This window comes from Stutzerimonas tarimensis, from assembly GCF_042648805.1.
GTDB classification, from domain to species: domain Bacteria; phylum Pseudomonadota; class Gammaproteobacteria; order Pseudomonadales; family Pseudomonadaceae; genus Azomonas; species Azomonas tarimensis.
Genome location: NZ_JBHRXZ010000016.1, coordinates 118169 through 142300, shown reverse-complemented (window position 1 = coordinate 142300; position 24132 = coordinate 118169). Strand labels below are relative to the sequence as shown.

General features: G+C 62.8%; 19 protein-coding genes and 2 pseudogenes. 5 read left to right on the top strand and 16 right to left on the bottom strand.

The features are described from left to right. Window positions 1-25: 25 nt before the first annotated feature. The 11 genes from ACFOMF_RS06010 to glgA form a co-directional block, all read right to left on the bottom strand. Window positions 26-1048 (bottom strand): lysylphosphatidylglycerol synthase domain-containing protein, encoded by a 1023-nt coding sequence (locus ACFOMF_RS06010; protein ID WP_386362280.1) that lies wholly within the window; start codon window positions 1046-1048, stop codon window positions 26-28. After that, window positions 1032-2288 carry a cardiolipin synthase ClsB gene (clsB, locus tag ACFOMF_RS06005; protein ID WP_386362277.1) on the bottom strand — a complete coding sequence of 419 codons (1257 nt, stop codon included), beginning with the start codon at window positions 2286-2288 and terminating at the stop codon, window positions 1032-1034. The genes ACFOMF_RS06010 and clsB overlap by 17 nt, the downstream gene beginning before the upstream one ends. Next, window positions 2285-3037, bottom strand: coding sequence for an endonuclease/exonuclease/phosphatase family protein (locus tag ACFOMF_RS06000; protein ID WP_386362274.1), 753 nt, complete (start codon window positions 3035-3037; stop codon window positions 2285-2287). The genes clsB and ACFOMF_RS06000 overlap by 4 nt, the downstream gene beginning before the upstream one ends. A gap of 47 nt (window positions 3038-3084) precedes the next feature. Continuing rightward, window positions 3085-3999: a DUF72 domain-containing protein gene (locus tag ACFOMF_RS05995; RefSeq protein WP_386362272.1), complete on the bottom strand. Its 915-nt coding sequence runs from the start codon at window positions 3997-3999 to the stop codon at window positions 3085-3087. Between the two features lie 351 nt (window positions 4000-4350). Continuing rightward, window positions 4351-5208, bottom strand: a complete 858-nt coding sequence (locus tag ACFOMF_RS05990; protein WP_386362269.1) for a M23 family metallopeptidase — start codon at window positions 5206-5208, stop codon at window positions 4351-4353. 4 nt (window positions 5209-5212) lie between these two features. Next, window positions 5213-7360 (bottom strand): glycogen debranching protein GlgX, encoded by a 2148-nt coding sequence (gene glgX / locus ACFOMF_RS05985; RefSeq protein ID WP_386362266.1) that lies wholly within the window; start codon window positions 7358-7360, stop codon window positions 5213-5215. A gap of 51 nt (window positions 7361-7411) precedes the next feature. Continuing rightward, window positions 7412-7834: a DUF2934 domain-containing protein gene (locus ACFOMF_RS05980; protein WP_386362264.1), complete on the bottom strand. Its 423-nt coding sequence runs from the start codon at window positions 7832-7834 to the stop codon at window positions 7412-7414. Beyond that, the gene (locus tag ACFOMF_RS05975) at window positions 7831-10635 is read right to left on the bottom strand and encodes a malto-oligosyltrehalose synthase (protein ID WP_386362262.1); all 2805 of its coding nucleotides are present in this window, start codon (window positions 10633-10635) and stop codon (window positions 7831-7833) included. The genes ACFOMF_RS05980 and ACFOMF_RS05975 overlap by 4 nt, the downstream gene beginning before the upstream one ends. Continuing rightward, window positions 10632-12701 (bottom strand): 4-alpha-glucanotransferase, encoded by a 2070-nt coding sequence (gene malQ, locus ACFOMF_RS05970; RefSeq protein ID WP_386362259.1) that lies wholly within the window; start codon window positions 12699-12701, stop codon window positions 10632-10634. The genes ACFOMF_RS05975 and malQ overlap by 4 nt, the downstream gene beginning before the upstream one ends. Further along, window positions 12691-14460 carry a malto-oligosyltrehalose trehalohydrolase gene (gene treZ, locus ACFOMF_RS05965; protein ID WP_386362256.1) on the bottom strand — a complete coding sequence of 590 codons (1770 nt, stop codon included), beginning with the start codon at window positions 14458-14460 and terminating at the stop codon, window positions 12691-12693. The genes malQ and treZ overlap by 11 nt, the downstream gene beginning before the upstream one ends. 12 nt (window positions 14461-14472) lie before the next feature. Beyond that, complete coding sequence (glgA, locus tag ACFOMF_RS05960; protein ID WP_386362253.1) at window positions 14473-16020, bottom strand: glycogen synthase GlgA; 1548 nt, start codon at window positions 16018-16020, stop codon at window positions 14473-14475. A 285-nt stretch (window positions 16021-16305) separates the two neighbouring features. Between glgA and ACFOMF_RS05955 the strand changes: the two genes are divergently transcribed. Further along, complete coding sequence (locus ACFOMF_RS05955) at window positions 16306-16803, top strand: CinA family protein (protein ID WP_386362250.1); 498 nt, start codon at window positions 16306-16308, stop codon at window positions 16801-16803. 36 nt (window positions 16804-16839) lie between these two features. On the opposite strand, the gene ACFOMF_RS05950 is transcribed toward ACFOMF_RS05955, so the two are convergent. Further along, complete coding sequence (locus ACFOMF_RS05950; RefSeq protein WP_386362729.1) at window positions 16840-17952, bottom strand: mechanosensitive ion channel family protein; 1113 nt, start codon at window positions 17950-17952, stop codon at window positions 16840-16842. Window positions 17953-18176: 224 nt separating this feature from the next. Here ACFOMF_RS05950 and ACFOMF_RS05945 point away from each other — a divergent pair, with 224 nt between their 5' ends. Then, entirely contained in the window at window positions 18177-18716 is a 540-nt protein-coding gene (locus ACFOMF_RS05945) for a ferritin-like domain-containing protein (protein ID WP_386362248.1), read from the top strand. 68 nt (window positions 18717-18784) lie between these two features. Beyond that, window positions 18785-19036 (top strand): DUF2061 domain-containing protein, encoded by a 252-nt coding sequence (locus tag ACFOMF_RS05940; RefSeq protein WP_386362246.1) that lies wholly within the window; start codon window positions 18785-18787, stop codon window positions 19034-19036. On the opposite strand, the gene ACFOMF_RS05935 is transcribed toward ACFOMF_RS05940, so the two are convergent. Further along, window positions 19020-19334 carry a DUF1652 domain-containing protein gene (locus ACFOMF_RS05935; protein ID WP_386362243.1) on the bottom strand — a complete coding sequence of 105 codons (315 nt, stop codon included), beginning with the start codon at window positions 19332-19334 and terminating at the stop codon, window positions 19020-19022. The two genes, ACFOMF_RS05940 and ACFOMF_RS05935, sit on opposite strands and share 17 nt — an antisense overlap. A gap of 307 nt (window positions 19335-19641) precedes the next feature. Between ACFOMF_RS05935 and ACFOMF_RS05930 the strand changes: the two genes are divergently transcribed. Continuing rightward, window positions 19642-19959 carry a hypothetical protein gene (locus ACFOMF_RS05930; RefSeq protein ID WP_386362241.1) on the top strand — a complete coding sequence of 106 codons (318 nt, stop codon included), beginning with the start codon at window positions 19642-19644 and terminating at the stop codon, window positions 19957-19959. 81 nt (window positions 19960-20040) lie between these two features. Here the strand turns inward: ACFOMF_RS05930 and ACFOMF_RS05925 are convergent. Continuing rightward, window positions 20041-20172 (bottom strand): annotated as a pseudogene (locus tag ACFOMF_RS05925) (general stress protein); the annotation flags it as partial. 207 nt (window positions 20173-20379) lie between these two features. Between ACFOMF_RS05925 and ligD the strand changes: the two are divergent. Further along, window positions 20380-22908, top strand: a complete 2529-nt coding sequence (gene ligD / locus ACFOMF_RS05920) for a DNA ligase D (protein ID WP_386362238.1) — start codon at window positions 20380-20382, stop codon at window positions 22906-22908. Between the two features lie 38 nt (window positions 22909-22946). Here ligD and ACFOMF_RS05915 read toward each other — a convergent pair whose 3' ends face one another. Beyond that, window positions 22947-23798, bottom strand: coding sequence for a universal stress protein (locus tag ACFOMF_RS05915; protein ID WP_386362235.1), 852 nt, complete (start codon window positions 23796-23798; stop codon window positions 22947-22949). 96 nt (window positions 23799-23894) lie between these two features. After that, a pseudogene (locus tag ACFOMF_RS05910) lies at window positions 23895-24065 on the bottom strand (STAS domain-containing protein); the annotation flags it as partial. Between the last annotated feature and the right edge of the window lie 67 nt (window positions 24066-24132).

Sequence of the window (24132 nt, the reverse complement as noted above, 5' to 3'; positions counted from 1 at the left end):
ACTACTTTAGCTTTCATCGAGGTCTTCATCCCGGATGCTTGGCCTGCGCTGGCGTGTCTGCTGCTCCTGACCCCTGCGCATCGGTCGCGCCGTTGCCCTGGCGCAGCTTTTTCGCCCGGGCTTCCAGCGTGAAGTAGGTGAGCGCGGCGAAGGCGAGAGGTACCAGATAGTAGATCACCCGATAACCGATGAGGCCGGCGACAATGCTGCTGTTGTTCATCTGTCCGGCTAGCAAGGCTACGAACACCGCTTCGATCACCCCGAGTCCGGCAGGAATGTGAGCGACCACGCCTGCGATGCTGCTGATCATCAGGATGCCCAGAACCTGCAGATAATCGACCCGCTGCAGCAGCATCAGGTAGACGATGAGTGCCATCAATGACCAGTTGGCCGCCCCCATGATGATCTGCATCAACGCCAGCTTGATCGAGGGCAGATGGATTTCATGTCCTCGGACTTTCCAGGCGCGACGCTTGGAGAAAGCGCAGGCGCCCAGGTAGATCAGGGTGACCACAATCAAACCCAAGCCCAGCAGACGTAGGGCGGTGGCGCCCAGGTCCCATTCTGCCGGCGGGCGAACCCAGCCCAGAGAGAAGGCGAGGCCGGCCAGAAAGGTGTAGCCCAGCCAGTTGGTCAGGATGCTGAGCGTGAACACTCGGGTAATCTGGGCGGGACGCAACCCAAGGCGGCCATAGAGGCGATAGCGCAAGGCGATGCCACCAATCCAGGCGCTGAGGTTCATGGTGAAGGCGTAGCAGACGAAGGTGACCGGCAGTACCTGGCGCACCGGCAAGTCATGACGCACGTAGTGCTTGCCCAGCACGTCGAAGAAGGCATACAGGAGGTAACTCGCCGCAGTGACCCCGCCGGCCAGCAGCAGCGTGCTCGCCTCGTAATTGCGCAGGGCACTGCCCACCTCACGCCAGTCGAGCGTAGTCGCCAGGCCGACCAGCAAGCCGACCACGGCGAAGATGAAGATGTACGACAGGATTTTCTTGATCTTGGGCCAGGCGCTACGGATCCGGCCGAGTTTATCGGACTGCGTCATGGGGCTCTCTCTGGATGCCAGGCACTTGATTCTCCAGCTCGCTGGCCTTGTCGGAGGAGAGGTGGGTGACTCGGGGCGGACGGGACGGGATCATCCCCGCCAGCCGCGGGAAGTGGCGCAGGAAGTGGAAGATGATGAATGCCAGGGGCGCTCGCCACCAGAACCCGCGAATGATGCGCTCGATGGTGATCGAGCGGCAGTCACGCTGCAGCAGCGCTTCGAGATTCTCATGCAGCGTTTCGTTGAAATTGCGGTCGAGGATGATCAGGTTGGATTCCAGGTTCAGCGACAGGCTCAGCGGGTCGAGATTACTGGAACCCACGGTGCACCACTCGTAATCGGCCAATGCCACCTTGGCGTGCAGCGGGCGGCGGCAGTACTCGTGGATTTCGACGCCGTCTCTCAACAGGTAGTTGTAGAGCATGCGCGCGCCGAATTTGGCGATGGGCATGTCCGGCTGGCCCTGCAGGATCAGCCGCACCCGGACGCCGCGCCGGGCAGCATTGCGGATCTCTCGCAGCACCCGATAACCGGGGAAGAAATAGGCGTTGGCGATCACCAGGCGCGACCGTGCGCTGCGAATCGCCTCGAGGTACTGCTGCTCGATGTCGGTGTGATGGTCATCGTTGTCGCGGGTCACGAACATGGCTCGCGCTTCGCCCTTGGCCGGGCCGGCCTGACCGTTGACGGTGCCGCGAATCCGCCGCTGCCACCATCGGCGGCCGGGCTCGGGCGGGGCGATGGTCTTGAGGGCGAAACGGTGGATATCGTGGACCACCGGCCCCTCGATGCGGATCGCGTAATCCTGCTTGGCTTCCGGGCCGAAGTCACCCAGATGGTCGGCGGAATGGTTGATGCCTCCGAGAAAGGCAACCTCGCCATCGATAACCACGATCTTGCGGTGCAACCGACGAAACAGGTTGATTCGCTTGCCCAGCAGGCGCTTGCGCGGATCGAAGATGTGGATTCGTATACCCACTTCGGTCATGGCGCGGGTGAATTCCGGCGTCAGGTCCGCCGAGCCATACCCGTCTACCGTGATGTCGACGCGCACACCACGCTTGGCGGCGGCGATCAGCGACTGCTGGACCGCGTTGCCCACCTGGTCTTCGAACAGGATGAAGGTCTCCAGCAGCACCTCGGTCCTGGCTTGGGCAATGGCCTCGTTCACGGCGGGAAAGAATTCCTCGCCATTCTCGAGCAACTGGAGACGATTACCGTCACGCCAGGTGCGATTCATAGCTTCAACTCCACTGCCAAGGGCAAATGATCCGACAGATGCGACCAGGGTTTGTTACCAAGAATGACTGGGTTTCGCGCTTCCACGTTCCGTACATAGATGCGATCGAGGCGTAGCAGCGGCCAGCGTGCCGGGAAGGTCTTGGCCAGTTCGCCATGGGTACGGTCGAATACCTCGTAAAGACCGGCGCAGCTTTCCAGCACATTCCGGGCCTTGAGTCGCCAGTCATTGAAATCCCCGGCCACGATGACCGGCGCGTCCGGCGGTAGCGAATCGATGAGGTCGCACAGCAGCCGAAGCTGTTGCTGGCGGTGATTTTCCCGAAGCCCGAGGTGCACGCAGATGGCGTGCAGGTTGTCGTGCCCTGGAACCTGCAGGACGCTGTGCAGCAACCCCCGGCGTTCCGGGCCGGAGATGGACACGTCGAGGTTCTCGTACTGCGAAATCGGAAATTTCGACAGCAGGGCGTTGCCGTGGTCGCCGTCGGGGTACACGGCGTTGCGTCCGTAGGCGAAATCGGTCCAGATGCTGTCGGCCAGAAATTCGTACTGGGAAACGTTCGGCCAGTCGGCAAAGCGCAGGGCATGCTTCTCATGGGTGCCGAGCACTTCCTGCAGGAATACCACATCGGCACCGACCGAGCGCACCGCCTCACGCAGCTCAGGCAGGATGAACCGGCGGTTGAGCGCGGTGAAGCCCTTGTGGGTGTTGACTGTCAACACGCGGACAGTATCCAGTGGGGTGGCCATGTGAGCGTCCAGCTGCGAACTGTCCAGTGGTCTGTCTCTCATCAAAGTCACGAGCGAGCTCCCTCCATACGACCTGGGGTGGTTTGCAAGCCTTCTTCAAGATCGAGCCGCCGCAGTAGCGCACGGGCGTCATAAGGGGCTCGGACCTTTACGTCATTGTCGAAATAGCAGTACACGTCTCGCTTGGTCCTCCTCGGTGGGCTGGGGTCGATCAGCCGGGCGTCGCCGGGCTGAGAGCCTTGGCCCCACAGGCGGATGCGCTCGGCCCAGCGGTCAAGCGCCTCGTTGGTATAGCCGCTTTCGTACAGCTTCTCCGCGCCGTGCAGCCGCAGGTAGAGAAAGTCAGCCGTCAGATCTTCGAAGAACGGCCATTTCCCAGCAGTGTCGGCGATCACGAGGGCGACGCCATGGCGGCGTAGCGCTTCGATGAACAGCGGGTCGACAAAGCTCTGGTTACGGATTTCGACCGCATGGCGAAGCGGGCGTTTGCGGTCGATGTGCAGATGGCTGCGGCCTTCCATGCGCGGCTCGCAGCCCCTGGCAAGAGCCAGGGCTGCCTCGGTATCCATTGGCAGCTGGGCGAGGAAGTCGTCGAACAGAGCCGGGTCGAACGCGAAGGTCGGCGGGAATTGCCAGAGCAACGGGCCGAGTTTTTCCTCGAGGCAGAACAGGCCCGAAGCAAGGAAATTCGCCAGGGGGGCCTGGATGTCCCTGAGACGCTTGATGTGGGTGATGAAGCGCGGAGCCTTGACGCTGAAGACAAAGCCGTCCGGGGTCTGCGCGCGCCAGCTGGCATAGCTTTGCGGTCTTTGCAGAGAGTAGAACGAGCCGTTGATTTCGATACTGTTCACAGCCCGCGACGCGAAGTGTAGCTCATGCTTCTGCACCAGACCTTCTGGATAGAAGTCGCCTCGCCAGGGCGCATAGCGCCAGCCGGAGATACCGATACGGATCGCCCCCATCGTGCCGGCTCAGTCGCCGCGGGACAGCGCTTGCGCCCGCCCGCCATTGGCACAGGCCGTTCGCGCCTTCTCGCAGATCTCCTTCGATACGACTGGGTACATGGACTCTCCGATTGCGAAGGCGGCGTTTCGGGCCAGGCCCTGGGTGCGCAGGCACGACGCCCCTGTTCGACTTCTTGGCGATGCCGCCGTTACTTATCCGACTGGTGGACGCCGATGCGGTTCAGCCACTCCGGCGAGCGGCGATCACCAACAACCTGAGCGCGGTGCAAAAGGGCAGGGCAAGTCATCCCTGTCGCGTCGGCGTCAGGGATTGCAGAAACACGGACTCGGTGACTTCGCGCCCGTCGCTCAGGGCATCCGGGCGAAATTGGGCAGTCCGCCGACGGCATGGCGGAAGCGGAAGGGAATGGACACCAGGCTGCCTTCGATTTCCTTCTGCACCACGAAATGCAGATGTGGCCCGGTGCTGCGACCGGTGTTGCCCGATTTGCCCAGTAGTTCGCCGGCTTCGACCCGGTCGCCCGGCTTGACCGCTACAGAGCCGCGTTGCAGGTGCAGGTATGCGCCGTGGGTGCCGTCTTCATGGAGGATCCGTACGAAGTTGCCGCCGGCGTTGGGCAACCGGCCGGCCTGGTTGTTATTGACCGCCAGTACCTTTCCCCCGCGGGCGGCGATGATAGGCGTCCCTACCGGCATCGCCACGTCGACGGCGAAGCGTCCCTTGGGGCTGTTGTGGCTGAAGTCGCCCCCGGCGCCCTGGGAAATGCGGAAGGGGCCGCCCTGCCAGGGCAATTCATAGGCAGGGCCAACCACGGGACCGGCTTCACCGGGATTGGGGGAGTAATCGATCGCGTAGTTGAAGCTGTGGCGATAGATCATGGGAAAGTTCGTGTCGCGCTTGCGCAGGGTCGCCATGCGCACCTTGCTGCGCGGCGGGATGCTGCGATGAATCGGCCCGCTGCGTACGCCGGTCATATTCACCGCGTTGGTGACGCTGATCACCACGCTGACCGGCATGTCGAGGTCGTTGTACACATCCATGGTCTGGGCATCGCCACTGTGTCGAATTTCCAGCCTGACACCATCCTTGGCCTGGGTTACCGTCCGCCCGCGATCCTTTTGGGCGGAAGACGCCTGGGCGCGCTGGGCAACGTCGGTCATGCCGACGGCCAGCGCCAACCCGGCGATCATCCAGACATGTCGCATCGAGTCATTCCTCGTCCTTGATCAGCTCAAAGAGCTGAAGAGAGCGGCCATGCACGTCGTACTCGCTGTTGTACTCGAAGCGCTCGGGCCGTGAAGTAGGCTTGTGGGTGTCGATGAGGCGGTTCCAGTGCATCCCCTGGGGTACTTGTGGCAACAGGAACTTGACCTCGTCATGATGGGCGTTGACCACGATCAGCAAGGTCGCGTCAGAGCCGACGCGGCGGATGCCGGTAGGCTGCGCGCGGCCGTCGAAAACCATGCCCATGCAGCGGTTCTGGCTGTCGTGCCATTGCTCGATGGACATCTCCTCGCCATTGGGGGCCAGCCAGGTGATGTCCTTGACGCCAAGCTCCTCGTTATAGGCGCCGACCAGAAAGCGGTTGCGTCGTAGCATCGGAAAGCGCTGGCGCAAGCGGATCAGCTTGCGAACAAAGGCTAACAGCGCCTCGCCGTCCTCGCCGAATTCCCAGTCGACCCAGCCAATTTCGCTGTCCTGGCAGTAGGCGTTGTTGTTGCCGTGCTGGGTCCGGGCGAACTCATCACCTGCGACGATCATCGGCGTGCCCTGGGAGAGCAGAAGCGTGGCGAAGAAGTTGCGCATCTGCCGCATGCGCAGATCGCAGATCTGAGGGTTGGTGGTCGGCCCTTCATGACCGTGGTTCCACGACAGGTTGTTGTCGCTGCCGTCGCGGTTGTCCTCGTCGTTGGCCTCGTTGTGCTTGTGGTTGTACGACACCAGATCGTTGAGTGTGAAGCCGTCGTGGGCCGTGATGAAATTCACCGAGCTGAACGGCTTGCGGCCGCGCTGATTGAACAGGTCGCCAGAACCGGTGAAGCGTGCGGCGAAATCGGCCAACTGACCTTCGTCACCTTTCCAGAAGGCGCGGACGGTGTCACGGTACTGATCGTTCCATTCCGCCCAGCCAGGCGGGAAACGACCGACCTGATAGCCGCCGGGGCCGATGTCCCAGGGTTCGGCGATCAGCTTGGTACTGGCCAGCACTGGATCCTGGCGGCAAGCTACGAGAAAGCCGTGGCGTTCGTCGAAGCCGTAGTGCTCGCGGCCGAGAATGGTAGCCAGGTCGAAGCGGAAGCCGTCGACGTGCATCTCGGTGACCCAGTAGCGCAGCGAGTCGGTCACCATCTGCAGCACGCAGGGGTGGCTTAGATCCAGGGTATTGCCGGTGCCCGAATCATTGATGTAGTAGCGCTTGTCCGGCATCAGCCGATAGTAGGCCGCGTTGTCGATCCCGCGCATGGAGAGCGTCGGGCCGAGCTCATTGCCCTCGGCGGTGTGGTTGTAGACCACGTCGAGGATCACCTCGAGGCCCGCATTGTGCAGGTGAGCCACCATCTCCTTGAATTCGGTAATCTTGCCGTTGGCCAGGTAGCCAGGATGCGGCGCGAAGAAGGCGATGCTGTTGTAGCCCCAGTAGTTGCTCATGCCTTTTTCCAGCAAGTGCTGATCCTGCACGAAGGCATGGATGGGCAGCAACTCGATCGACGAAACACCCAGCTTGCGGATGTGGTCGATGACTTCCGGGGTCTTCAACCCGGCGAAGGTGCCGCGGTTCTCTTCGGGCACCGCTGGGTGGCGCATGGTGAAACCGCGCACATGGGTCTCATAGACGATGGTGCGATCCCAGGGCACTTGCACGGGGTGGTCGCGGCCCCAGGTGAAGGCCGGATCGATCACCTTGCATTTGGGCACGAAGGGCGCGCTGTCGCGTTCGTCGAAGGAAAGGTCGCCGTCGGGGTGGCCGATGGTGTAGCCGAACAGCGCCTCCGACCATTTGAGCTCTCCAACCAGCTGCTTGGCGTAGGGGTCGATCAGCAGCTTGTTTGGGTTGAATCGATGACCGGCTTCCGGCTCGTACGGACCGTATACGCGGTAACCGTATATCTGGCCCGGATGGGCATCCGGTAAATAACCATGCCAGATCTCGTCGGTGTATTCGGGTAGTTCGATGCGCTCCAGCTCGGTTTCGCCGGAGGAGTCGAAGAGACAGAGCTCCACCTTGGTGGCATGGGCAGAAAAAATGGCGAAATTGACACCCAGGCCGTCCCAGGTCGCCCCGAGTGGAAAAGGGAGGCCCTCACGAATGCGGGATGTAGACATGACCTGAGGTGCCTGGGCGGCTTTCTTACGCATGAAATCTCCGTCGATTGAAAAATGCAGCGCGGTTCGCGACGCATCCCTGTGTCATATCTCCTTTTTCTTGCTGGCGCGCGGGGCTCGGGTTTTCTTGATGGTTTCGGGGGTTCCCGCTTCAGCATCGGTTGGTGCCTTCGGGGCTGCCGCGGTGGTACGGGTGCGGCTGGCACGGGGCTTGGCCGGCTTCACTACAGGGGCTTCAGCCATTTCCAAGACGGAACTCGTACCGCTGTCCAGGGGAGTGCCCAGGGAGTCTTCCAGGGTAGTCGTCTCGCCGGGCTTGGGCATTACCTTGCGGGTTCGACTGGCGGCCTTCTCGATTGGTTCGCTAATGGGTGTTGCGGTTCCCTGTTCTGCCTCGGCCAGCCTGCACGCCATTTCCCAATGGCGGTCGTCCTCACCGTGCGGGCAACCTTCCGACTCCCAGATCTGATAGGCCAGTTCCCGGATGCGTTGCTCATTTACGCTCATGGTCTTGAATCTCCTGATTGATAGGCTGTTGTATGAAAAATGGCCAGAGGCAGGCTTTCCAATGCCAGCGCCATGCCCAGGCTGGCTTGTTCGGAAACGCATTCGATTCCGCCGAACAATGGGGTCAGTGCGCGCCCGTCGAGGGCTTGAGGCATGCGAATTCGGGTATTGCCCCAGCGCGCCGGGTTGATGGTCGGGGTTGTCGCGTCGCCCAGCAAGGGCGCGCCAAGCCGGGCGACAACCACTACTAGCCAGTCGCCGGCGTGCTCGCGGGCGAAGGCCAGTACGCGCTCGGCCTGGTCGCCTTCGACTTCGAGAGGCACATAACTTCCGGCGGTAAACAGTGCCGGGCAGGCCTGACGAAACGCGAGAGTGCGGGAGATGATCCACTGCTTGATCCGGCCATCGTGCCAGCGGGCGATCAGCTCAGTGACATCGTCCGCCTCATCCAGCGCGTGGTCGCGGGAGGCAAAATCCACCGGGCGGCGGTTGTCCGGGTCGACCAGGCTGAAATCCCAGAATTCGGCGCCCTGATACAGGTCCGGAATCCCCGGTGTGGTCAGTCGTAGCAGCGTCTGAACCAGGCTGTTGAGTGCTCCGGCGGGAGCGATGTGGTCGGCTGCCGCGGCGATTTCCAGGCGCAGGGATTTCGCCTCCTCTGTGATCAACAGCGCCTCGGTGTAGGCGCGGCAGGCGCTCTCGTAGGCTTCGTTGGGATCGGTCCAGGATGTCCGGAGCTTGGCCTCGCGAAGCGCCTTTTCCTGCCATTTGAGGATGCGCTCGCAGTACTCCTTCATTCCCGAGCTATCGTCGGGCGCAAGGTCGAGCGGCCAGCTGCCAAGCAGCGTCTGGATCAGGATCAACTCGTCGGCGGCACTGGGCGCCGGGCCATCAGCCAGCTCCTGACGCAGGGGCGCGGCCTCATCGCGCCAGCGTCGCACGGCTTCAGCGAACCACTCGGCGCGCTCGCTGATCACCGCCATCCGCGCGCGGGTGTCTTCGCCACGCTTATGGTCATGGGTCGCGGTAGTCAGTAGGTTGCGCGGAAAGCGCTGCGCCCGCGCCTGGCAAGCGGCGTGAAAGTTAGCGGGCGGCTCGCTGAACAGCTGTGGATCGAAACCCACATCGTTGCGTGACAACATGACTGCGGAGCGGTAGCAGGCGGTGTCTTCCACCGCCTTGGCCGCGGCCGGCGAGGTGAGTTGCTGGAAACGAGTGCAGGCGTAGCGGCGGGCCTTGCGCGCGGCGCCCCGGGGCACGTCGTGCAGGTTTTCGCCGCCGAGCCAGCGAGAGAGGTGTTCGAGCAGCGGCCACTCACCCTCATTGAGACTGTTGCGAGCGCCTTCGAGCGCCTGCTGAAAGAAGGGCTCGTCTTCCGCCGAACGCCCGCAGGCGCTGACATAGGTTCGATACACCGGAAAATGGACGATCAGCTCAAGCAAGGCCCGGCGGATCGCCCCGAGGGTGATATCGCGGGTCATGAGGTCGCTGCGCGCGACCACGAGCAGGGCTTGTGCCACGGTCTCGAAGTCACCGGCGAGCGGCCCCGTGAGGACCAATTGGCGAGCCTGGCGTGCTTCCTCGAGAAAATCGGTGGTGCGCTCGGTGGTTTCGCTCCAGAGTTGCGAAAGCACCGATTCGCCTGCCGGATCGTGCTGCAGCAGCGAAACCTGGTTCATGAACTCGTAGCCAGTGGTGCCATCCACACCCCAGTCGCCCCGCAACTGCTCGCCAGCGCCGAGGATCTTCTCGACATAGATCGGCAGGTGCGTTTCGCCACTGCGCGAGGCTACCAGCCGGTCGACTCGACGGCGCAGGCGCCGGCAATAACCGCGCGGATTGGCCAGGCCGTCGACGTGGTCGATACGCAGGCCGTCCACCAGCCCTTCTCTGATCAGTTCGAAGACCTTGGCATGGGTCTCTTCGAACACCGCCGGGCGCTCGACGCGCAGACCGCCAAGCTCGTTGATGTCGAAGAAGCGTCTCCAATTGATGTCGTCGGCAGCGGTGCGCCAGCTCGCGACACGGTAATGCTGGCGCTCCAGCAGGTTGTGCAGGCGGCGGAAACCCTCCTCGGTGGTGGAGTCGTAGGTCTGCAGGGATGTTCCGAGCGCGGCGCAGACCTCGGGGTCTTTCAGCAGGGTCGCCAGTTCGGAGCGCAGCTGTACCGCCGTGGTGTAGGGTGCAGGCTCGGTGCGCAGCGCATCGAAATGCTGGGCGAGGGTGCGCAGCCGAGGCTCGTCGGCGCCGCGCAGGAGCTCGCCGTAACTGGGCGGGGTGAGCGGGAAGCAATGCTCGTAGTACTCGGCGTACAGCTGGCCGTGGTCAACCTCAAGCTTGATCTTGATCTGCCCGTCGAGCAGCGCCTCACCGTAGTCGACCCCCAGGACCGGCACGAGCAACAGGCCTTCAAGCAGCGGGTCGGGCGAGTGCCATTCGATGTCGAAGAATTTTGCATAGGGGCTGCGTTGGCCCCATTCGAGCACGTCGAGCCACCAGGCGTTACCGCGCCCGCCCACGGCCATGTGGTTTGAGACAATGTCGAGGATCAACCCCATCCCGTGCTCATGCAGAGTGTCTATGAAGGCTCTCAACGCCGTCTCGCCGCCCAGTTCTGGGTTGATGCGGGTCGGGTCGATGACGTCGTAGCCGTGCATGGAGCCAGGCCGAGCGGTGAGCAGTGGCGAGGCGTACACATGGCTGATGCCAAGGCGGGCAAAGTAGGGCACCAGGGCCGCTGCGTCGTTGAGGGTGAAATCACGGTGAAACTGCAGGCGAAGCGTGGAGGTAAGGGCTTTCATTCAGGGCTGGCTCCCGGCGACTGGCGCCGCGCATCGGCCAGTAGCGCCAGCCGGCGCGCTGGTTCCGGTTTGTCCAGCAGGCTTGTGCTTTCGCCGGGATAGCGTCGCTGCCAGTTCGGATGGATCTCGGTGATGCCCGGCATGTTGGCCTGCTCGCGCAGGCCCAGGGCATCCTCGACCTGCAGCAGGACCAGCGGCGCCGGCGTGCTGCCAAGGAAACGCACGCTGGCATCGAGTGCTTCCTGGGTGTCCAGCGGATGGTCGTCCTTGCCAAGCGCCGCGCGCAGCGAGTCGTCCATCCGGCTGCGTTCATGCTCGCGCTGGCGCAGGGATTCGGCGCGCTGGCCTTCCGGCTCCATGCCAACCTTGATGCGCCAGTCGATGTCGTGGCCTTCCCACCAGCCGGCGAGGGTAGGGACGTCGTGGGTGGACGTGGTCGCCAGGGCGGTCTTCGACCAATCATGGGGCGGCGGCAAGCGGCCTTCATGACCCTCGAACAACTGGACCCTCATGCCAAGAATATTGCGCTGCGCCAGTTCTTCGCGCAGACCGTCGGGAATGGTGCCCAGGTCTTCGCCGAGAATGATCGCGTCGTGGCGGTGCGCCTCGAGACACAACAGTCGCAACATGTCCTTGAGCGGATAGTTGAGGTAGGCGCCCTGGTCGGGCCCGGCACCCACGGGCATCACCCACAAGCGCTGCAGGCCCATCACGTGGTCGATGCGCATGCCGCCGGCGTGGGTGAGATTGCAGCGCAGCATCTCGATGAAGGCGCGGAATCCGTTGTCGCGCAGCCCGTTGGGCGAAAACGCCGATATGCCCCAGCTCTGGCCATGGCCGTTGAGGATATCCGGCGGCGCACCGACGCTGAGCGAGGCAAGCAGTTCGGCCTGGCGGCTCCAGGCCTGGCTGCCGCCGCCGTCGGCGCCGACGGCCAGGTCGGCCACCAGGCCAATACGCATGCCGGCGCTGCGTGCGGCCGTTTGCGCACGCTCCAGCCCGCGGGCGACAAGCCACTGGCCAAAGGCGTGGTAACCCACTTCCTCGGCGTTGTCCTGGGCGAAACGGGACACGGCGGCGTGCGCGGGATCACGATAGTGGTCGGGCCAGTCGCGCCAGTGCTGGGGGCGTCCGTTGGGGGCGCGCAACTGGCCATGCAGCGCTTCGAAACGGCAATGGTTCTCCAGTGCTTCGCCACCGGCCTGGCGAAAACTGTCGAAATCGGCGCGCAGCGGATGCCCGCCATGGTTGAACTCGCGATAGAGCTCGCGGAGCAAGCGATGACGGGTTTCGGTAACGACTGGCCAGTCGATCAGATCGAGCGATTCCAGGCGTGCCAGTTCACTGGCAAGGCCGCTGGCCTCGATCGCCTGACGCAGCGGGCGCTCACCGAGAATGCTTCCGGGCGCGCTATAGAGGACGTTATGAAACAACCGGCTGGACGGCGAGTAGGGGCTGTACTGTTCCGGGTAGGCCTGGAACATCGCGTGCACCGGACTGATGGCCAGTGCGTCGGCGCCATGCATTGCGGCATGTCGGGCCAGCCCTTCCAGTGCCTCGGTATCGCCCAGGCCGCCATCGCCCTGACGGCGCAGGCCGTACAGCTGGACGGTCAACCCCCAGGTGTTGCCGGTGCGCGCCGCGACGCTCGGGCAGGCGCTCGGTGCCACCGCCAGAGTGATCTGGGCCTCGCCGATCTCCAGCCGGTGATAACCCACCTGGTCGATCGCCGGAAGTTGCCCCTGGTCGTCCAATTGGCCGTCATGCTGGTGGCCGTCTTCACGCACCAGGCGAAAGCGAGTACCAGGTGCGAAGGTGCCCGGCAGGCTTGCGGGCTTGTACTGATCGAGCGTGATCAGGGGCGGCGGTGCCCCATCGCCTTCGTCCTCGTGCAGCTTGTGCAGGCTGGCGCTGATGTCGCTCTCGCTGTCGGCCGGCATCCCGAGGCCGGCGAGAACCGCGCGGAGTACTTCGGGAGTGACACGTTGCGGCCGCGCATTGGCGTCTACCCAGTCAATCGCAAGGCCAGCGGCCTCGGCCAGGTGTGCGAGACGCTCATCCGACATTTTCATTCTCCAGATAGACCAGCGCGGTTCGCGCGGGCAACAGATCGTCCCCTCTCAATTCGCGGCTGGCGAACAGCCTCCGCGCCGGGGCCGAGGAGGGGAGTGCGAGCGCTTCATCACCTAGATTCAGGGCCAATCTCAGCACGCTGCCATCACCCAGGGTCCAGCGCGCCAGCGCAGCGCCCTGACCAAGTGAGCGAGCTTCGAGAAAGCGCGAGCCCTTGAGCCGCGGAATGACCTCTCGGTGGCGCAGGGCCAGCAGCTCACGGTAGAGCGACAGCCATTCGCGGTGGCCGGGCTCCTGCTGGCTGGTGACGTCGGGACGCGAATCGTCGAAGGTGGACAGGGCATTGGGATCGGGGATGCGCTCGCGCAGCTGCGGATCGGCGAACTCGGCGAACTCGGCGAATTCGCCGCGGCGGCCTTCACGCACGGCGTCGGCCAGTTCGCCGTGGTGGCTGGTAAAGAACAGGAAAGGTTGCCGTGACCCCCACTCCTCGCCGGTGAACAGCAACGGGATCATGGGCGAGAGCAACAGCGTCACCGTTGCGGCGCGCAGGGCGTCGGGATCAGCCAGGGTAGTCAGGCGATCGCCGAAGGCGCGGTTGCCGATCTGGTCGTGGTTCTGCAGAAACAGCACGAAGGCGGTCGGCGACAGGTGGCCGCTGGGTTCGCCCCGGGCGTGGCCCTTGCGGTTCTGCTGGCCTTGATAGACGAAGCCTTCACCGAGAAAGCGCACCAGCTTGCTGCTGGCGTCTGCATGGTAGTCAGCGTAGTAACCCTGGCGTTCATCAGTGAGCAGTACGTGCAGCACATTATGGCCGTCGTCGTTCCACTGGGCGGTGAAGCCCTGCTCGAGCAGGGTGGAACGGTTTGCTTCATTTTCCAGCACCAGATGGACATGCCGCTCGGGGTCGACCGCGCCCCGCACACGCTCGGCAAGCTCGGTGAGAAAGCTCTGGTCGATGATGGCATGTACCGCATCGAGTCGGAGCCCATCGAATCGGTAGTCGTTCAGCCACATGATGGCATTGTCGATGAAGAAATCGCGGACCTCGGGTCGATAAAACTCGATGGCGTCGCCCCAGGGCGTCTGTTCATCATGATTGAAGAAGTGCTGGGCATAACTGTGCAGGTAGTTGCCGTCGGGACCGAAGTGGTTGTAGACGACGTCCAGGAACACCATCAGGCCATGGCCGTGGGCCGCATCGATGAAGTGCTTGAGGTCTTCAGGCGAGCCGTAGCTGGCCTCCGGGGCGTAACACAGCACGCCGTCGTATCCCCAGTTCCGGTCACCCGGGAACTCCGCCAGCGGCATCAGCTCGATCGCGGTGATGCCCAGTTCCGCCAGTTCCGCCAGTCGCCGTTCCAGTCCGCGGTAGCCGCCGCAGGCCGCCACATGGACCTCGTAAAGCACGGTTTCTTCCCACGGGCGACCTTTCCAGTCGGTGTTGCGCCAGACATGGCGGCTATGGTCAACGAGAATGCTCGGCCCGGTGATGTCACCATCCTGTGCCCGGGAGGCGGGGTCCGGGACCGCCAGATCACCGTTGATCAGGTAGCGATAACGGGTGCCGGGTTCACAGTCGATTTCCAAGCTGCACCAGCCATCGGCATCGGCAACCATGGGCAGCGTCGGGCCGTCGATGAGCTGCAGTTCGACACGTTCAGCATCCGGTGCCCAGAGAGTGAAACGAGCCTTTCCTCCTCCAAGTGGAACGGCGCCGTGTCGCCCAGTGGGCGCGGATTGCTTAGGCATCAAGAGTCCTCGTCATACGATATGGGCTATCACCTGCCGCTGAAGAAGCAAGGAGTGATAGAGCTGGTCGTATGGTTCGATCGATTGCGCCCAAAAGAATTCGGTTGCCATTGCACGAGTTCTCATCGCATTGAGCAGGTCGGGGTAGCGGTAGACGTTGATGGCCCGCAGCACGGCCTTGCGGTAGCTCGCGACGGAAGGCTCGTCGAAGAGAAAACCGGTCAGACCATCCTCCACCGTATCGGCCAGCCCCCCTGTGCGTCGGGCGACGGGCAGCGAGCCGTAGCGCAGCGCGTACATCTGGCTCAGCCCGCAGGGCTCGTAGCGCGACGGCATGAGCAGGAAGTCACTGCCGGCATACATGCGGCGGGCTTCGTTCTCACAGAAGCCGACATGGGCACCGACCTGGCCGGGGAAGCGAGCGGCCAGATCGTGCACCGCCTGTTCGATGTGCTCTTCACCACAACCGATGATCGCGATCTGCCCGCCATGCTCGACGATGGTCTCGGCGACGCCCAGGGTCAGATCGATGCCTTTCTGATGGACGAGGCGCGAGACCACGGCGAACAGCGGACCGCTGGACGGCTCCAGGCCGAACAAATCGCGGACATACGCGGCATTGACCGCTTTGCCCGACAGGTCGTTGCGATCGAACCCGGCAATCAGGTGAGGGTCGCTGCGCGGCACCCAGCTGTCGTCGATGCCGTTGACGATGCCGCTCAGGAGACCCTTGCGGGCCTTGACCCGGAGGAAACCATCGAGCCCGTAGCCGAATTCGGGCGTGGTGATTTCATGGGCATAGTTGGCGCTGACGGTGGTGACATGATCAGCGTAGGCGATCCCCGCCTTCAGCAGCGACAGCTGGCCATAGAACTCCATTTCTTCCATGTGGCAGGCCGAATCAGGAATCGCCAGCGTATGCCGCAGACTCATGTCGATCAGGCCCTGGTAGCCAAGATTGTGGATGGTGAACACGCTGGGGGTCGAAAGCCCACGCCAGCGGGCGTAGGCGGGCACCAGGCCGGCGGGCCAGTCGTGTGCGTGCAGGAGCTCAGGGATCCAGCTGATGGCGGCGTGACCGGCGGCGATATCAGCCGCCGCCAGGCTCAGGCGGGCGAAGCGCACCGGATTGTCCGGCCAGTCTCGACCGTGCGGGTCACCATAGGGGCCCCCGTCACGTTCGTACAGTTCCGGGCAAACCAGTACATAGACGATCAGGCCATCGGGCATGTCCATCCGCCCGATGCGGCAGGCCGGCATGCCGGCATCCGCCTCGACTCGGCCCACCATGCGGATAGGGTGGCCGCTGTTCATCACCTGGGCGTAGCCGGGGATGAGCAGGCGGACATCGTGACGCTTGCCCAGGGCGCGGGGAAGGGCAGCCGAAACGTCGCCAAGTCCACCTGTCTTGATCAGATCGGCAAATTCGGGAGTGACGAACAGCACTTTTTTCTTGCTGTCCTGCGTGCTGCTGACTTTCAGGATGGGGCGGGTAGACCGCGGTACGAAGGTGCGTTGCAGGGTATTCAAAGCCAAGGCATTCACAGCAGCATTACTCATCGAATTTCTCCCTAATGGCCGGCTGCCTGAAGGCCGATACCGTATTCCGAGCAAATTTCCCGCGCGCACCGAACGGCCGTGCAGGAGTCTGACGCACGCTAGACATAGATAATTTGAATTGTTCTGGGTAGGGCAGACGCACTTCCCCGCCATAGTTGACCAAGCCAAAGTTATTTAGTTCTCGCAGCCCGCTAAAAAAGTCACAGCAGGAACTTTGCCAATCAGCGCTGCCTCGGAAAGAAAAGCGCTGGTCGGCTTTTCCAGCATAGTGGGGAGAATGTAACGATGCAGGGTCTGGATCAATTGATTGCGCTCCTGAAGGCGCGCGAGCTTAGCCTGGTTACCGCCGAATCCTGCACCTGCGGGTTAATGGCCTCGTTGCTGGGGGACATTCCTGGGTGCGGCGCGGTGCTTTATGGTGGCTTCGTTGTTTATGACGAGGAGGCCAAATATCGGCTGATTGGCGTCAATCGAGAAACGGTCGAGCGCTTTGGTCTGACCAGTGAGGAGGTAGCTAGGGAGATGGCGATCGGCGCATTGAGGGTTACCGGCGCTCGCCTTGCCGTGTCAAACACGGGCGTTGCAGACGATTCTGCAGAGGATGCCAGTGGCACCCAGTGCTATGCCTATGCGCTGGCAGGAAACGACGGGACACGGGTGGTCAGCGAGACAGTCCAGTTCGAGGGGGATCGAGTGGCCATTCGCAAGCAGGCTGCGCGGTATGGGCTGGAACAACTGATGGCACGCTATGCCGAGCTAACCGTACAGCGCCCGCTGGGCTGAGGGGTGCGACAACAGGTCGCACCTGTGTTAATCCGGTCAAACCGGTGGTTGGCGCTCAGGTTCGTTGGGCAGTGGCTGGGTGAGATCAATCTCGTGCTTCTGCCCGACATTCATATCTGCCCTCAATTGGGGCAGAGCGTGTGGGTACTGCCGCTGAATGAAGCCGATGAGGTTTTCCCGGATATGGCAGCGCAGGTCCCAGTTGGAGGAAGAGTCTCTGGAGCTGACCAGGGCGCGTAGCTGCATGGATTTTTCGCTGGTATCTGTCACCTGGAGCACGCACACCTCGCCATTCCACAGCTCCGGCACTTCTTCACAGAGACGCCGCAGCTCTTCTCGCAGCGGCTCCAGCGGCAATGAATAGTCGACCCAGACAAACACGGAGCCGATCAGGTTGGCGGTGCTGCGGGTCCAGTTCTGGAAGGGCGTTTCGATGAAGTATTGCAGCGGCACAACCAGCCGACGCTCATCCCAGATCCGCACGATCACATAGGTGCCAGTGATCTCTTCGACCCGCCCCCATTCGTTTTCCACGATCACCACGTCGTCCAGTCGAATGGGCTGGGTGATGGCGATCTGCACGCCGGCAATGATATTGCCCAACACCGGTCGTGCAGCAAAGCCGACAGCCAGGCCGGCCAGGCCGGCTGAAGCGAGCAGGCTGGTGCCGAACTGGCGGGCGGCCGGGAAGGTCATGAGAATCGCCGAGGCGCCGACCGTGATGACGAACAGGCTCAGGGTGCGCAGCAGGACTCGCGTCTGGGTCTGGATACGACGAGCGCGCAGATTGTCCGTCACGTTGACCGGATTGTTCAGCAGGATGACCTGCTCGACGCCGCGGAGCATGCGCAACGCCAGCCAGGTGAACACGCCGATCATCAGTAGCGTGGTCAGCTGGCGGGCCAGGGGGACCAGCGCCAGATTGGCCGGCGCGGCTGCCCAGACTGCCTGCAGCCCCATCAGCGGCAGCAGCACCCGTATGGGCTTGTGCACCTGCAGCGCCATTTCACGAGTGACTACGAAGCCTCGCCCGAGTCGCAGCATCGTGCTTGTCAGGACCCGGCTGGACAGCGACAGCACCAGCACTACCACCATTGCCACCACCAGCGTGCGGATGGCTGGATCTGCAATGTAGTTCTGCCATTCCAGCAACGCCGCGGGTATTTCCATGAGTCGGGCCTCAGGCTTCGGGAACAGCTCAAAGTGACCGATCACCCTTGATCTAGGTTCAACGCCCTGCCGGCGAGTGACGCAAAAATCTGAAACCTGCAGCCAGTCGGGGAAGGGGGAACTCCTATCTGGAACTCACCTCGGACATAACAAGAGGTCGTCGAGACCCTCCCAGGTAACCGCACTAAATAGAGGAAATACTCATGGCTCAATACAATGACACCGGACTCAAGCCTGATGATGTGAAAAAGCACATGGTGGATTGGCTGCGGGACGCGCATGCCATGGAAGTCCAGGCGGAAACGATGTTGAAGAAGCAGCTCGATCGCATCGAACACTACCCTGAGCTTACCGCTCGCATTGAGCAGCACATCACCGAAACCCAAAATCAGGCAAGGCTCGTGGAGGAGTGTCTCAAGCGCTATGACGCTTCTTATTCGGGCATCAAGGATATGGGCGCGAAAGTCACCGCCTTCGGCCAGGCGATGGGCGGCATGTTTGTCGGCGATGAAGTGGTCAAGGGTGTCCAGGCCAGCTATGTATTTGAAAATCTGGAAATTGCTTCCTACAAGATCCTCATCGCCGCGGCTGAAGTAATCGGTGACAGTGAAACTCGCAGCACCTGCGAAAGTATCTTGAAAGAAGAAATTGCCATGGCCGAATGGTTGAGCGACTACATGCCAAAAGTCACTCAGCAATTCCTGACGCGTGAATCCATTCCGGATGCTGAAGCGAAGCGTTAACAACCTGCGCCGGCAGCTGTTTCATTCAGGAAACTTCTGCCGGCAAACCCGGCCGCGGTGGGAAGCCCATGAAGAAAAAGTCCCTAGTCAAGACCCTGACCTTTGCCGTTCTTCATTTTCTTACCGCGTTTCTGGTCGTTTATGCATTGACCGGAAGTTGGGCGCTCGGCGGAGCGGTAGCGCTGATCGAACCCTTGTGCAATACCGTGGTGTTTTTCTTTCATGAAAAAGCCTGGGAGCGATTCGGACACAGCCAGGAAGATCACTGTGACAGTTATGGCCATAACGTTCTGGCTCGGCTACTCAGGCGGAATGGCTAGCGTCAACTGGCGGAACGGTCGAGTGGGTAGGCTCTTCACGATGGGGTTCGTCGAACAGCGAACCGCTGGTGGCGTGGAGTTCGATTCGTAACTCCTGAGCCAGCCGTACCAGATTCGCCGCGTCCCGGCATTGCTCAGGGCTGATGCCGATCGCCGTGAGTTCATCCATATCACCGGCCTCCCGGTAGAGCCGGACACTGAGCGAATTGTCGAGCTGGGGCTGACATTCGCAACGATAGGGGTGCAGGTGATCACGAAGAATGGCTTCTATTTTCGACGGGGGGAGACGAGTGCCCATGGGAACCTCCGGACAGATGAGGTGCGGATGCTGCACGATCGATGTGCAGGGGTCCGGCAGCCTGGTCGCTTGCCGAATGCCAGACGGCGTCGGCAGGAGTGCCGTCCTTATCCACCCTAGCAGGCCCCGCCAGCGTGTAAACCCGGGGCGCTTCGACGTTTCAGTCACCCAGCGGAAGATCTTGATTTCACAGGGTTCCTGGCTCGGGCCGTTCGTCGTCTGGAGGCGGTTCGCTCGGTTAGAACTCCCGCCGGCTCGGCTTAGGACCCAACGGGCCGGCATTTCCTTAAACGCTTGAGGGATTCCAATGAAAAAGAGCAGCTTGTTTACGTTGTTGATCAGCGGCGTGTTCGCGACATCCGCGCTTGCCCAATGGCCGGCGGGAACACCCGAAGAACGTCGGGGCGCCTATCCGAGCCCGAGCGGCAATCCCACCCATATGGAAGAACTCGACACCTACACCGATTCGCAGGGCCGGGTTCGTACTGAAGAAGGGTATCCGGTCGAAACCGCGCCCAGCGGGGATGAGGGTACTAGCTGGTCGACCGAGCGTAACGATACGGATCGCTTTTCGTCACCCGGCGGCCCCCATGACGACGCCACCTCACCTGGCACTACCGAGTAATGCGTCGGTGGGGATAGGGAGCGGCATTGCTGCCGCCCCCTGACTCTCCGGCCGCTCCTACTCCGAACGGCTACCACGGCGGCTATTGGCACCGCCCTTGCGACCGGCTTCGGCGGCCTTCTGAGGGTCGTTCTTGAAATTACCGCCGCTTACCTGGCCTCCCTTGCGGCCCGCTTCGGCTGCACGTTGGGGATCTTCCGCAAAATTTCCACTTCCACCGCGATGTTTAGTAGCCATGATTTCGTCTCCAGGGTTGAGGCATCACATGCTGATAGAGAGACGAGACGCTGATGGAGTTCGGGCGCGAAGCCTGCCTTTCATCGGCTTAACCCCAGGCGACCGGTGGCAGAACCCCGGGCGGCGTAGCGGTATCCAAACGGGATGGTCCGTTCGCCAACTCAGGTGGCAGAGAGGTCAGGCATGGCTCTGGAAGAATACAACCGCAAGCGGGATTTCAACGCCACGCCCGAGCCTGGAGGGAAGGCTGCCCCGCGCCGCCGAAAGGTGGCCGCGCACGGCTTGCAGTTCTGCATCCAGAAACACGACGCCACGCGGCTGCATTACGACTTCCGTCTCGAGCTCGCCGGCACGCTGAAAAGCTGGGCGATTCCCAAGGGTCCCTCTCTTGATCCCAAGTCTCGGCGCCTGGCCGTGCAGGTGGAGGACCATCCGCTGGAATACGCCACCTTCGAAGGCCGCATCCCCCCTGGGCATTATGGTGCCGGCGAAGTGATCGTCTGGGACCGCGGAGTCTGGATACCCCAGGGTGATCCGGCTGAGGGTTATCGCAAAGGGAAACTCAAATTCACCCTCGAAGGCGAGAAGCTCGCGGGTGACTGGAATCTCGTGCGCACTGGCATGTCGGGCAAGAAGGAACAGTGGTTTCTGATCAAGTCGAACGATCAGGCAGCCCGGAGTGAGCGCGACTATGACATCGTCATCGAGCAGCCCGACAGCGTCCTCAGCGACCGCAGCCTGGTTCCCCGTCAGCGCGGTACGGCCAGCAAGGCTGCAGCCGAGCAACCGCTGAAGACCCCGGCCCGGCGCCGCACGCCCCAGGAGTCGACAGACCTGAGGGGCGCTCGCGCCGCCGAGTTGCCGGAAACTCTCAAGCCGCAGTTGGCCACACTGGTGGAGTCGACCCCGGCTGGCGATTGGCGTTACGAGATCAAATTCGACGGGTATCGCATTCTCGCGCGCATCGAGGCCGGCGAGGTACGCCTGTTGACCCGTAGCGGCCATGACTGGACGGCCAGGATGCCGGAGCAGGCCGAAGCCCTGGCGGGGCTGGGGTTGGAATCGGCGTGGCTTGACGGGGAAGTGGTCGTCCTCGACGAGGACGGCAAGCCGGATTTTCAGGCCTTGCAGAATGCCTTCGAGAACGGTCGTAGCGGCAGCATTCTGTTCTATCTCTTCGATGTGCCCTACCTGAATGGCATGGATCTTCGGGAGGCGCCGCTGGAAGACCGACGCAACGCGCTGAGGATGCTGCTCGATGCTGCCGAAACGCCCTTGCTGCGCTATTCCGAAGACTTTTCCGAGCACCCCGACAGCCTGCTTGACAGCGCTTGTCAGATGAAGCTCGAAGGGCTGATCGCCAAGCGTGTCGGCAGCCGCTACGAGTCTCGTCGCAGCAGCAGCTGGGTCAAGATCAAGTGCCAGAACCGCCAGGAGTTCGTGATCGTCGGCTACACCGAGCCCAAGGGTATGCGCAGCGGTTTCGGAGCACTGCTGCTGGGCCTGCACGACGAGCAGGGGCAGTTGCGCTACGCCGGAAAGGTTGGCACGGGCTTCACTCAGGCAACGCTTGCCAGCGTTCATGAACGCATGCAGCCGCTGAAGATTGCCGAGAGCCCGGTCATCAATCCGCCCACCGGTGCCGAGGCACGAGGGGCGCACTGGCTGGAGCCGCAGCTGATCGGCGAGGTCGCGTTCGCCGAGATCACCCGCCAGGGCGTGGTCCGCCACGCGGTGTTCTATGGGCTGCGCGCCGACAAGCCGGCCGAGTCCATCACCCATGAACGGGCCCGGCCAGCAAGTGCCACCGGGCCTGCGCAGGAGGCGCTGGCCAAGGTACGCATCAGCCATCCGGAGCGCGTCGTCGACCCGCGCAGCGGGGTCACCAAGCTGGAGCTGGCTCGCTATTTCGCCGCCATCGCCCCGTGGATCCTGCCGCACCTGCACAATCGCCCGCTGGCCCTGGTGCGTGCGCCGGACGGGGTCGAGGGCGAGTTGTTCTTCCAGAAGCACGCCGACAAGCTCGGCATTCCACACATTACCCAGCTCGACCGCAGCCTCTACCCTCGGCACGCGGGACTGATGACCATCGAGTCCACCGAGGCGCTGGTGGGCGCGGCGCAGATGGGCACCCTGGAGCTGCATGCGTGGAATGGCGTGGCGCCTGCGCTGGATCGTCCGGACCGCTTCGTACTCGACCTGGACCCCGACCCGGCGCTGCCCTGGCGGCGTATGCTGGAGGCCACCCAGCTGTCCCTGACGCTGCTTGATGAGCTGGGGCTGGAGAGCTATCTCAAGACCAGCGGGGGCAAGGGGTTCCATATCGTCGTACCGCTGAAACCCGTGCAGGGCTGGGCGGAAGTGAAGGCGTTCAGCAAGGCGATTGCCAGCCACATGGCCAAGTTGCTGCCACAGCATTTTTCCGCGGTGAGCGGGCCGAAGAACCGGATCGGCAAGATCTTCATCGACTACCTGCGCAACGGGCAGGGCGCGAGCACCATCAACGCCTATTCGCCACGCGCCCGTGAGGGCCTGCCGGTGTCCGTGCCGATCTTTCGGGACGAACTGGCTGACACCACGGCCGCGAACCTGTGGACCATCCGCAATCTGCACGAGCGCCTGGACGAACTTGGCGACGATGATCCCTGGAAAGGCATAAACGCGGTCGAGCAGGTGATTACCGACGAGATGCGCAAACGCTTGCGCGGATAGACCGCCCTGGCGGGGCGGTCGGACAGTTCAGCGCACCCTTAGCGCAACAACAGCATCGGCGTACCGATGTGGCGGATCATGTTGGCGGTGGTGCTGCCCACCAGGAACTGGCGAATCCGCGAATGTCCATAGGCGCCCATCACGACCAGATCGAGATCCTGTTCGGCCTGGTAGGCGAGCAGGGTTTCTTCCACGTCTCCGGCGCGAATGGCCGTATGCACATCGAAACCGGCGTCGACCAGATGCTGTCGCGCCCACTCCAGCTGTGCTTCGGCATCGCCTGTCTGCGCGCCGACCATCACCAGGTGGATGGGCAGGCCCTTGACCAGCGGCCGTGCGGCCAGCAACTCGACTCCCTTGCGCGTCGTCGGGCTGCCATCAAAGGCGAACAGCACGCTGCGCGGCGCCTCGAACTCCGGCGGCGTGACGAGAATCGGCCGGTGCAGGGTGCGCACCACGCTCTCGAGCTGGCTGCCGATATGGTGCCCGAGGTCTTCGCTGTCTTGCCCCTGCTTGCCGATGACCACCAGGCGAATGTCGCCCTCGAGTTCACGCAGCGTATCGACCAGGCTGCCATGGCGTTGCAGCAGGCGAGCATCCTTGATGCCGGTGCCAGCCGCATACTCGCGCGCGTCCTCCAGCAGGTGCCGGCCCTGTTTCATCGCCAGCTTGCTGCGCTGCTCGTCGAGGGCGGCCAGTTCGTTGAGCAGGTGCTCGCGGGCGCCAAGGCCTATGTTTCCGGCCAGGTTGGTATCGGTCGGGTACTGGTTGCGGTCCAGCACATGCAGGAAGGTCAAGGGCGCGTCCAAGCGCTGGGTCGCCCACAGCGCGCAGTCGCAGACGGCGCGGGAAGACGGAGAGCCGTCGATACAAGCCATCACATTGGGCATTCATCTCTCCTAATGGTGTTCAGCGGGAGCGCTTGAGGGCTCGTGTCACCTCTGCACAGAGGATAGACCAACGTGCATCCGCCCCCATGATCCGGGTCAGTGGCCGATAATCTGGTCGATGCCTTCGGGCTTGTCGTGTACCCCGAATCGGTCGACGAGGGTGGCGCTGGCCTCGTTCAGGCCGAGCACCTCGACTTCAGTGCCTTCGCGGCGGAACTTGATGACCACCTTGTCCAGCGCGCCGACTGCGGTGATGTCCCAGAAATGCCGAGCCCGATTCGCTGGGTTACGTCTTCGGCTGGCGCCCACGTAAAGTACCTTGCGCTGGCGCCGC

Excerpts from the sequence above, each read along its gene's own strand:
- ACFOMF_RS05975 (WP_386362262.1), bottom strand. The coding sequence starts at position 10,635 with ATGAAAGCCCTTACCTCCACGCTTCGCCTGCAGTTTCACCGTGATTTC.
- clsB (WP_386362277.1), bottom strand. The coding sequence starts at position 2,288 with ATGAATCGCACCTGGCGTGACGGTAATCGTCTCCAGTTGCTCGAGAAT.
- glgA (WP_386362253.1), bottom strand. The coding sequence starts at position 16,020 with ATGAGTAATGCTGCTGTGAATGCCTTGGCTTTGAATACCCTGCAACGC.
- malQ (WP_386362259.1), bottom strand. The coding sequence starts at position 12,701 with ATGTCGGATGAGCGTCTCGCACACCTGGCCGAGGCCGCTGGCCTTGCG.
- treZ (WP_386362256.1), bottom strand. The coding sequence starts at position 14,460 with ATGCCTAAGCAATCCGCGCCCACTGGGCGACACGGCGCCGTTCCACTT.
- ACFOMF_RS05990 (WP_386362269.1), bottom strand. The coding sequence starts at position 5,208 with ATGCGACATGTCTGGATGATCGCCGGGTTGGCGCTGGCCGTCGGCATG.
- ACFOMF_RS05995 (WP_386362272.1), bottom strand. The coding sequence starts at position 3,999 with ATGGGGGCGATCCGTATCGGTATCTCCGGCTGGCGCTATGCGCCCTGG.
- ligD (WP_386362238.1), top strand. The coding sequence starts at position 20,380 with ATGGCTCTGGAAGAATACAACCGCAAGCGGGATTTCAACGCCACGCCC.
- ACFOMF_RS06010 (WP_386362280.1), bottom strand. The coding sequence starts at position 1,048 with ATGACGCAGTCCGATAAACTCGGCCGGATCCGTAGCGCCTGGCCCAAG.
- ACFOMF_RS05945 (WP_386362248.1), top strand. The coding sequence starts at position 18,177 with ATGGCTCAATACAATGACACCGGACTCAAGCCTGATGATGTGAAAAAG.
- ACFOMF_RS05955 (WP_386362250.1), top strand. The coding sequence starts at position 16,306 with ATGCAGGGTCTGGATCAATTGATTGCGCTCCTGAAGGCGCGCGAGCTT.
- ACFOMF_RS05935 (WP_386362243.1), bottom strand. The coding sequence starts at position 19,334 with ATGGGCACTCGTCTCCCCCCGTCGAAAATAGAAGCCATTCTTCGTGAT.
- ACFOMF_RS05930 (WP_386362241.1), top strand. The coding sequence starts at position 19,642 with ATGAAAAAGAGCAGCTTGTTTACGTTGTTGATCAGCGGCGTGTTCGCG.
- ACFOMF_RS05980 (WP_386362264.1), bottom strand. The coding sequence starts at position 7,834 with ATGAGCGTAAATGAGCAACGCATCCGGGAACTGGCCTATCAGATCTGG.
- ACFOMF_RS05940 (WP_386362246.1), top strand. The coding sequence starts at position 18,785 with ATGAAGAAAAAGTCCCTAGTCAAGACCCTGACCTTTGCCGTTCTTCAT.
- glgX (WP_386362266.1), bottom strand. The coding sequence starts at position 7,360 with ATGCGTAAGAAAGCCGCCCAGGCACCTCAGGTCATGTCTACATCCCGC.
- ACFOMF_RS06000 (WP_386362274.1), bottom strand. The coding sequence starts at position 3,037 with ATGGCCACCCCACTGGATACTGTCCGCGTGTTGACAGTCAACACCCAC.
- ACFOMF_RS05915 (WP_386362235.1), bottom strand. The coding sequence starts at position 23,798 with ATGCCCAATGTGATGGCTTGTATCGACGGCTCTCCGTCTTCCCGCGCC.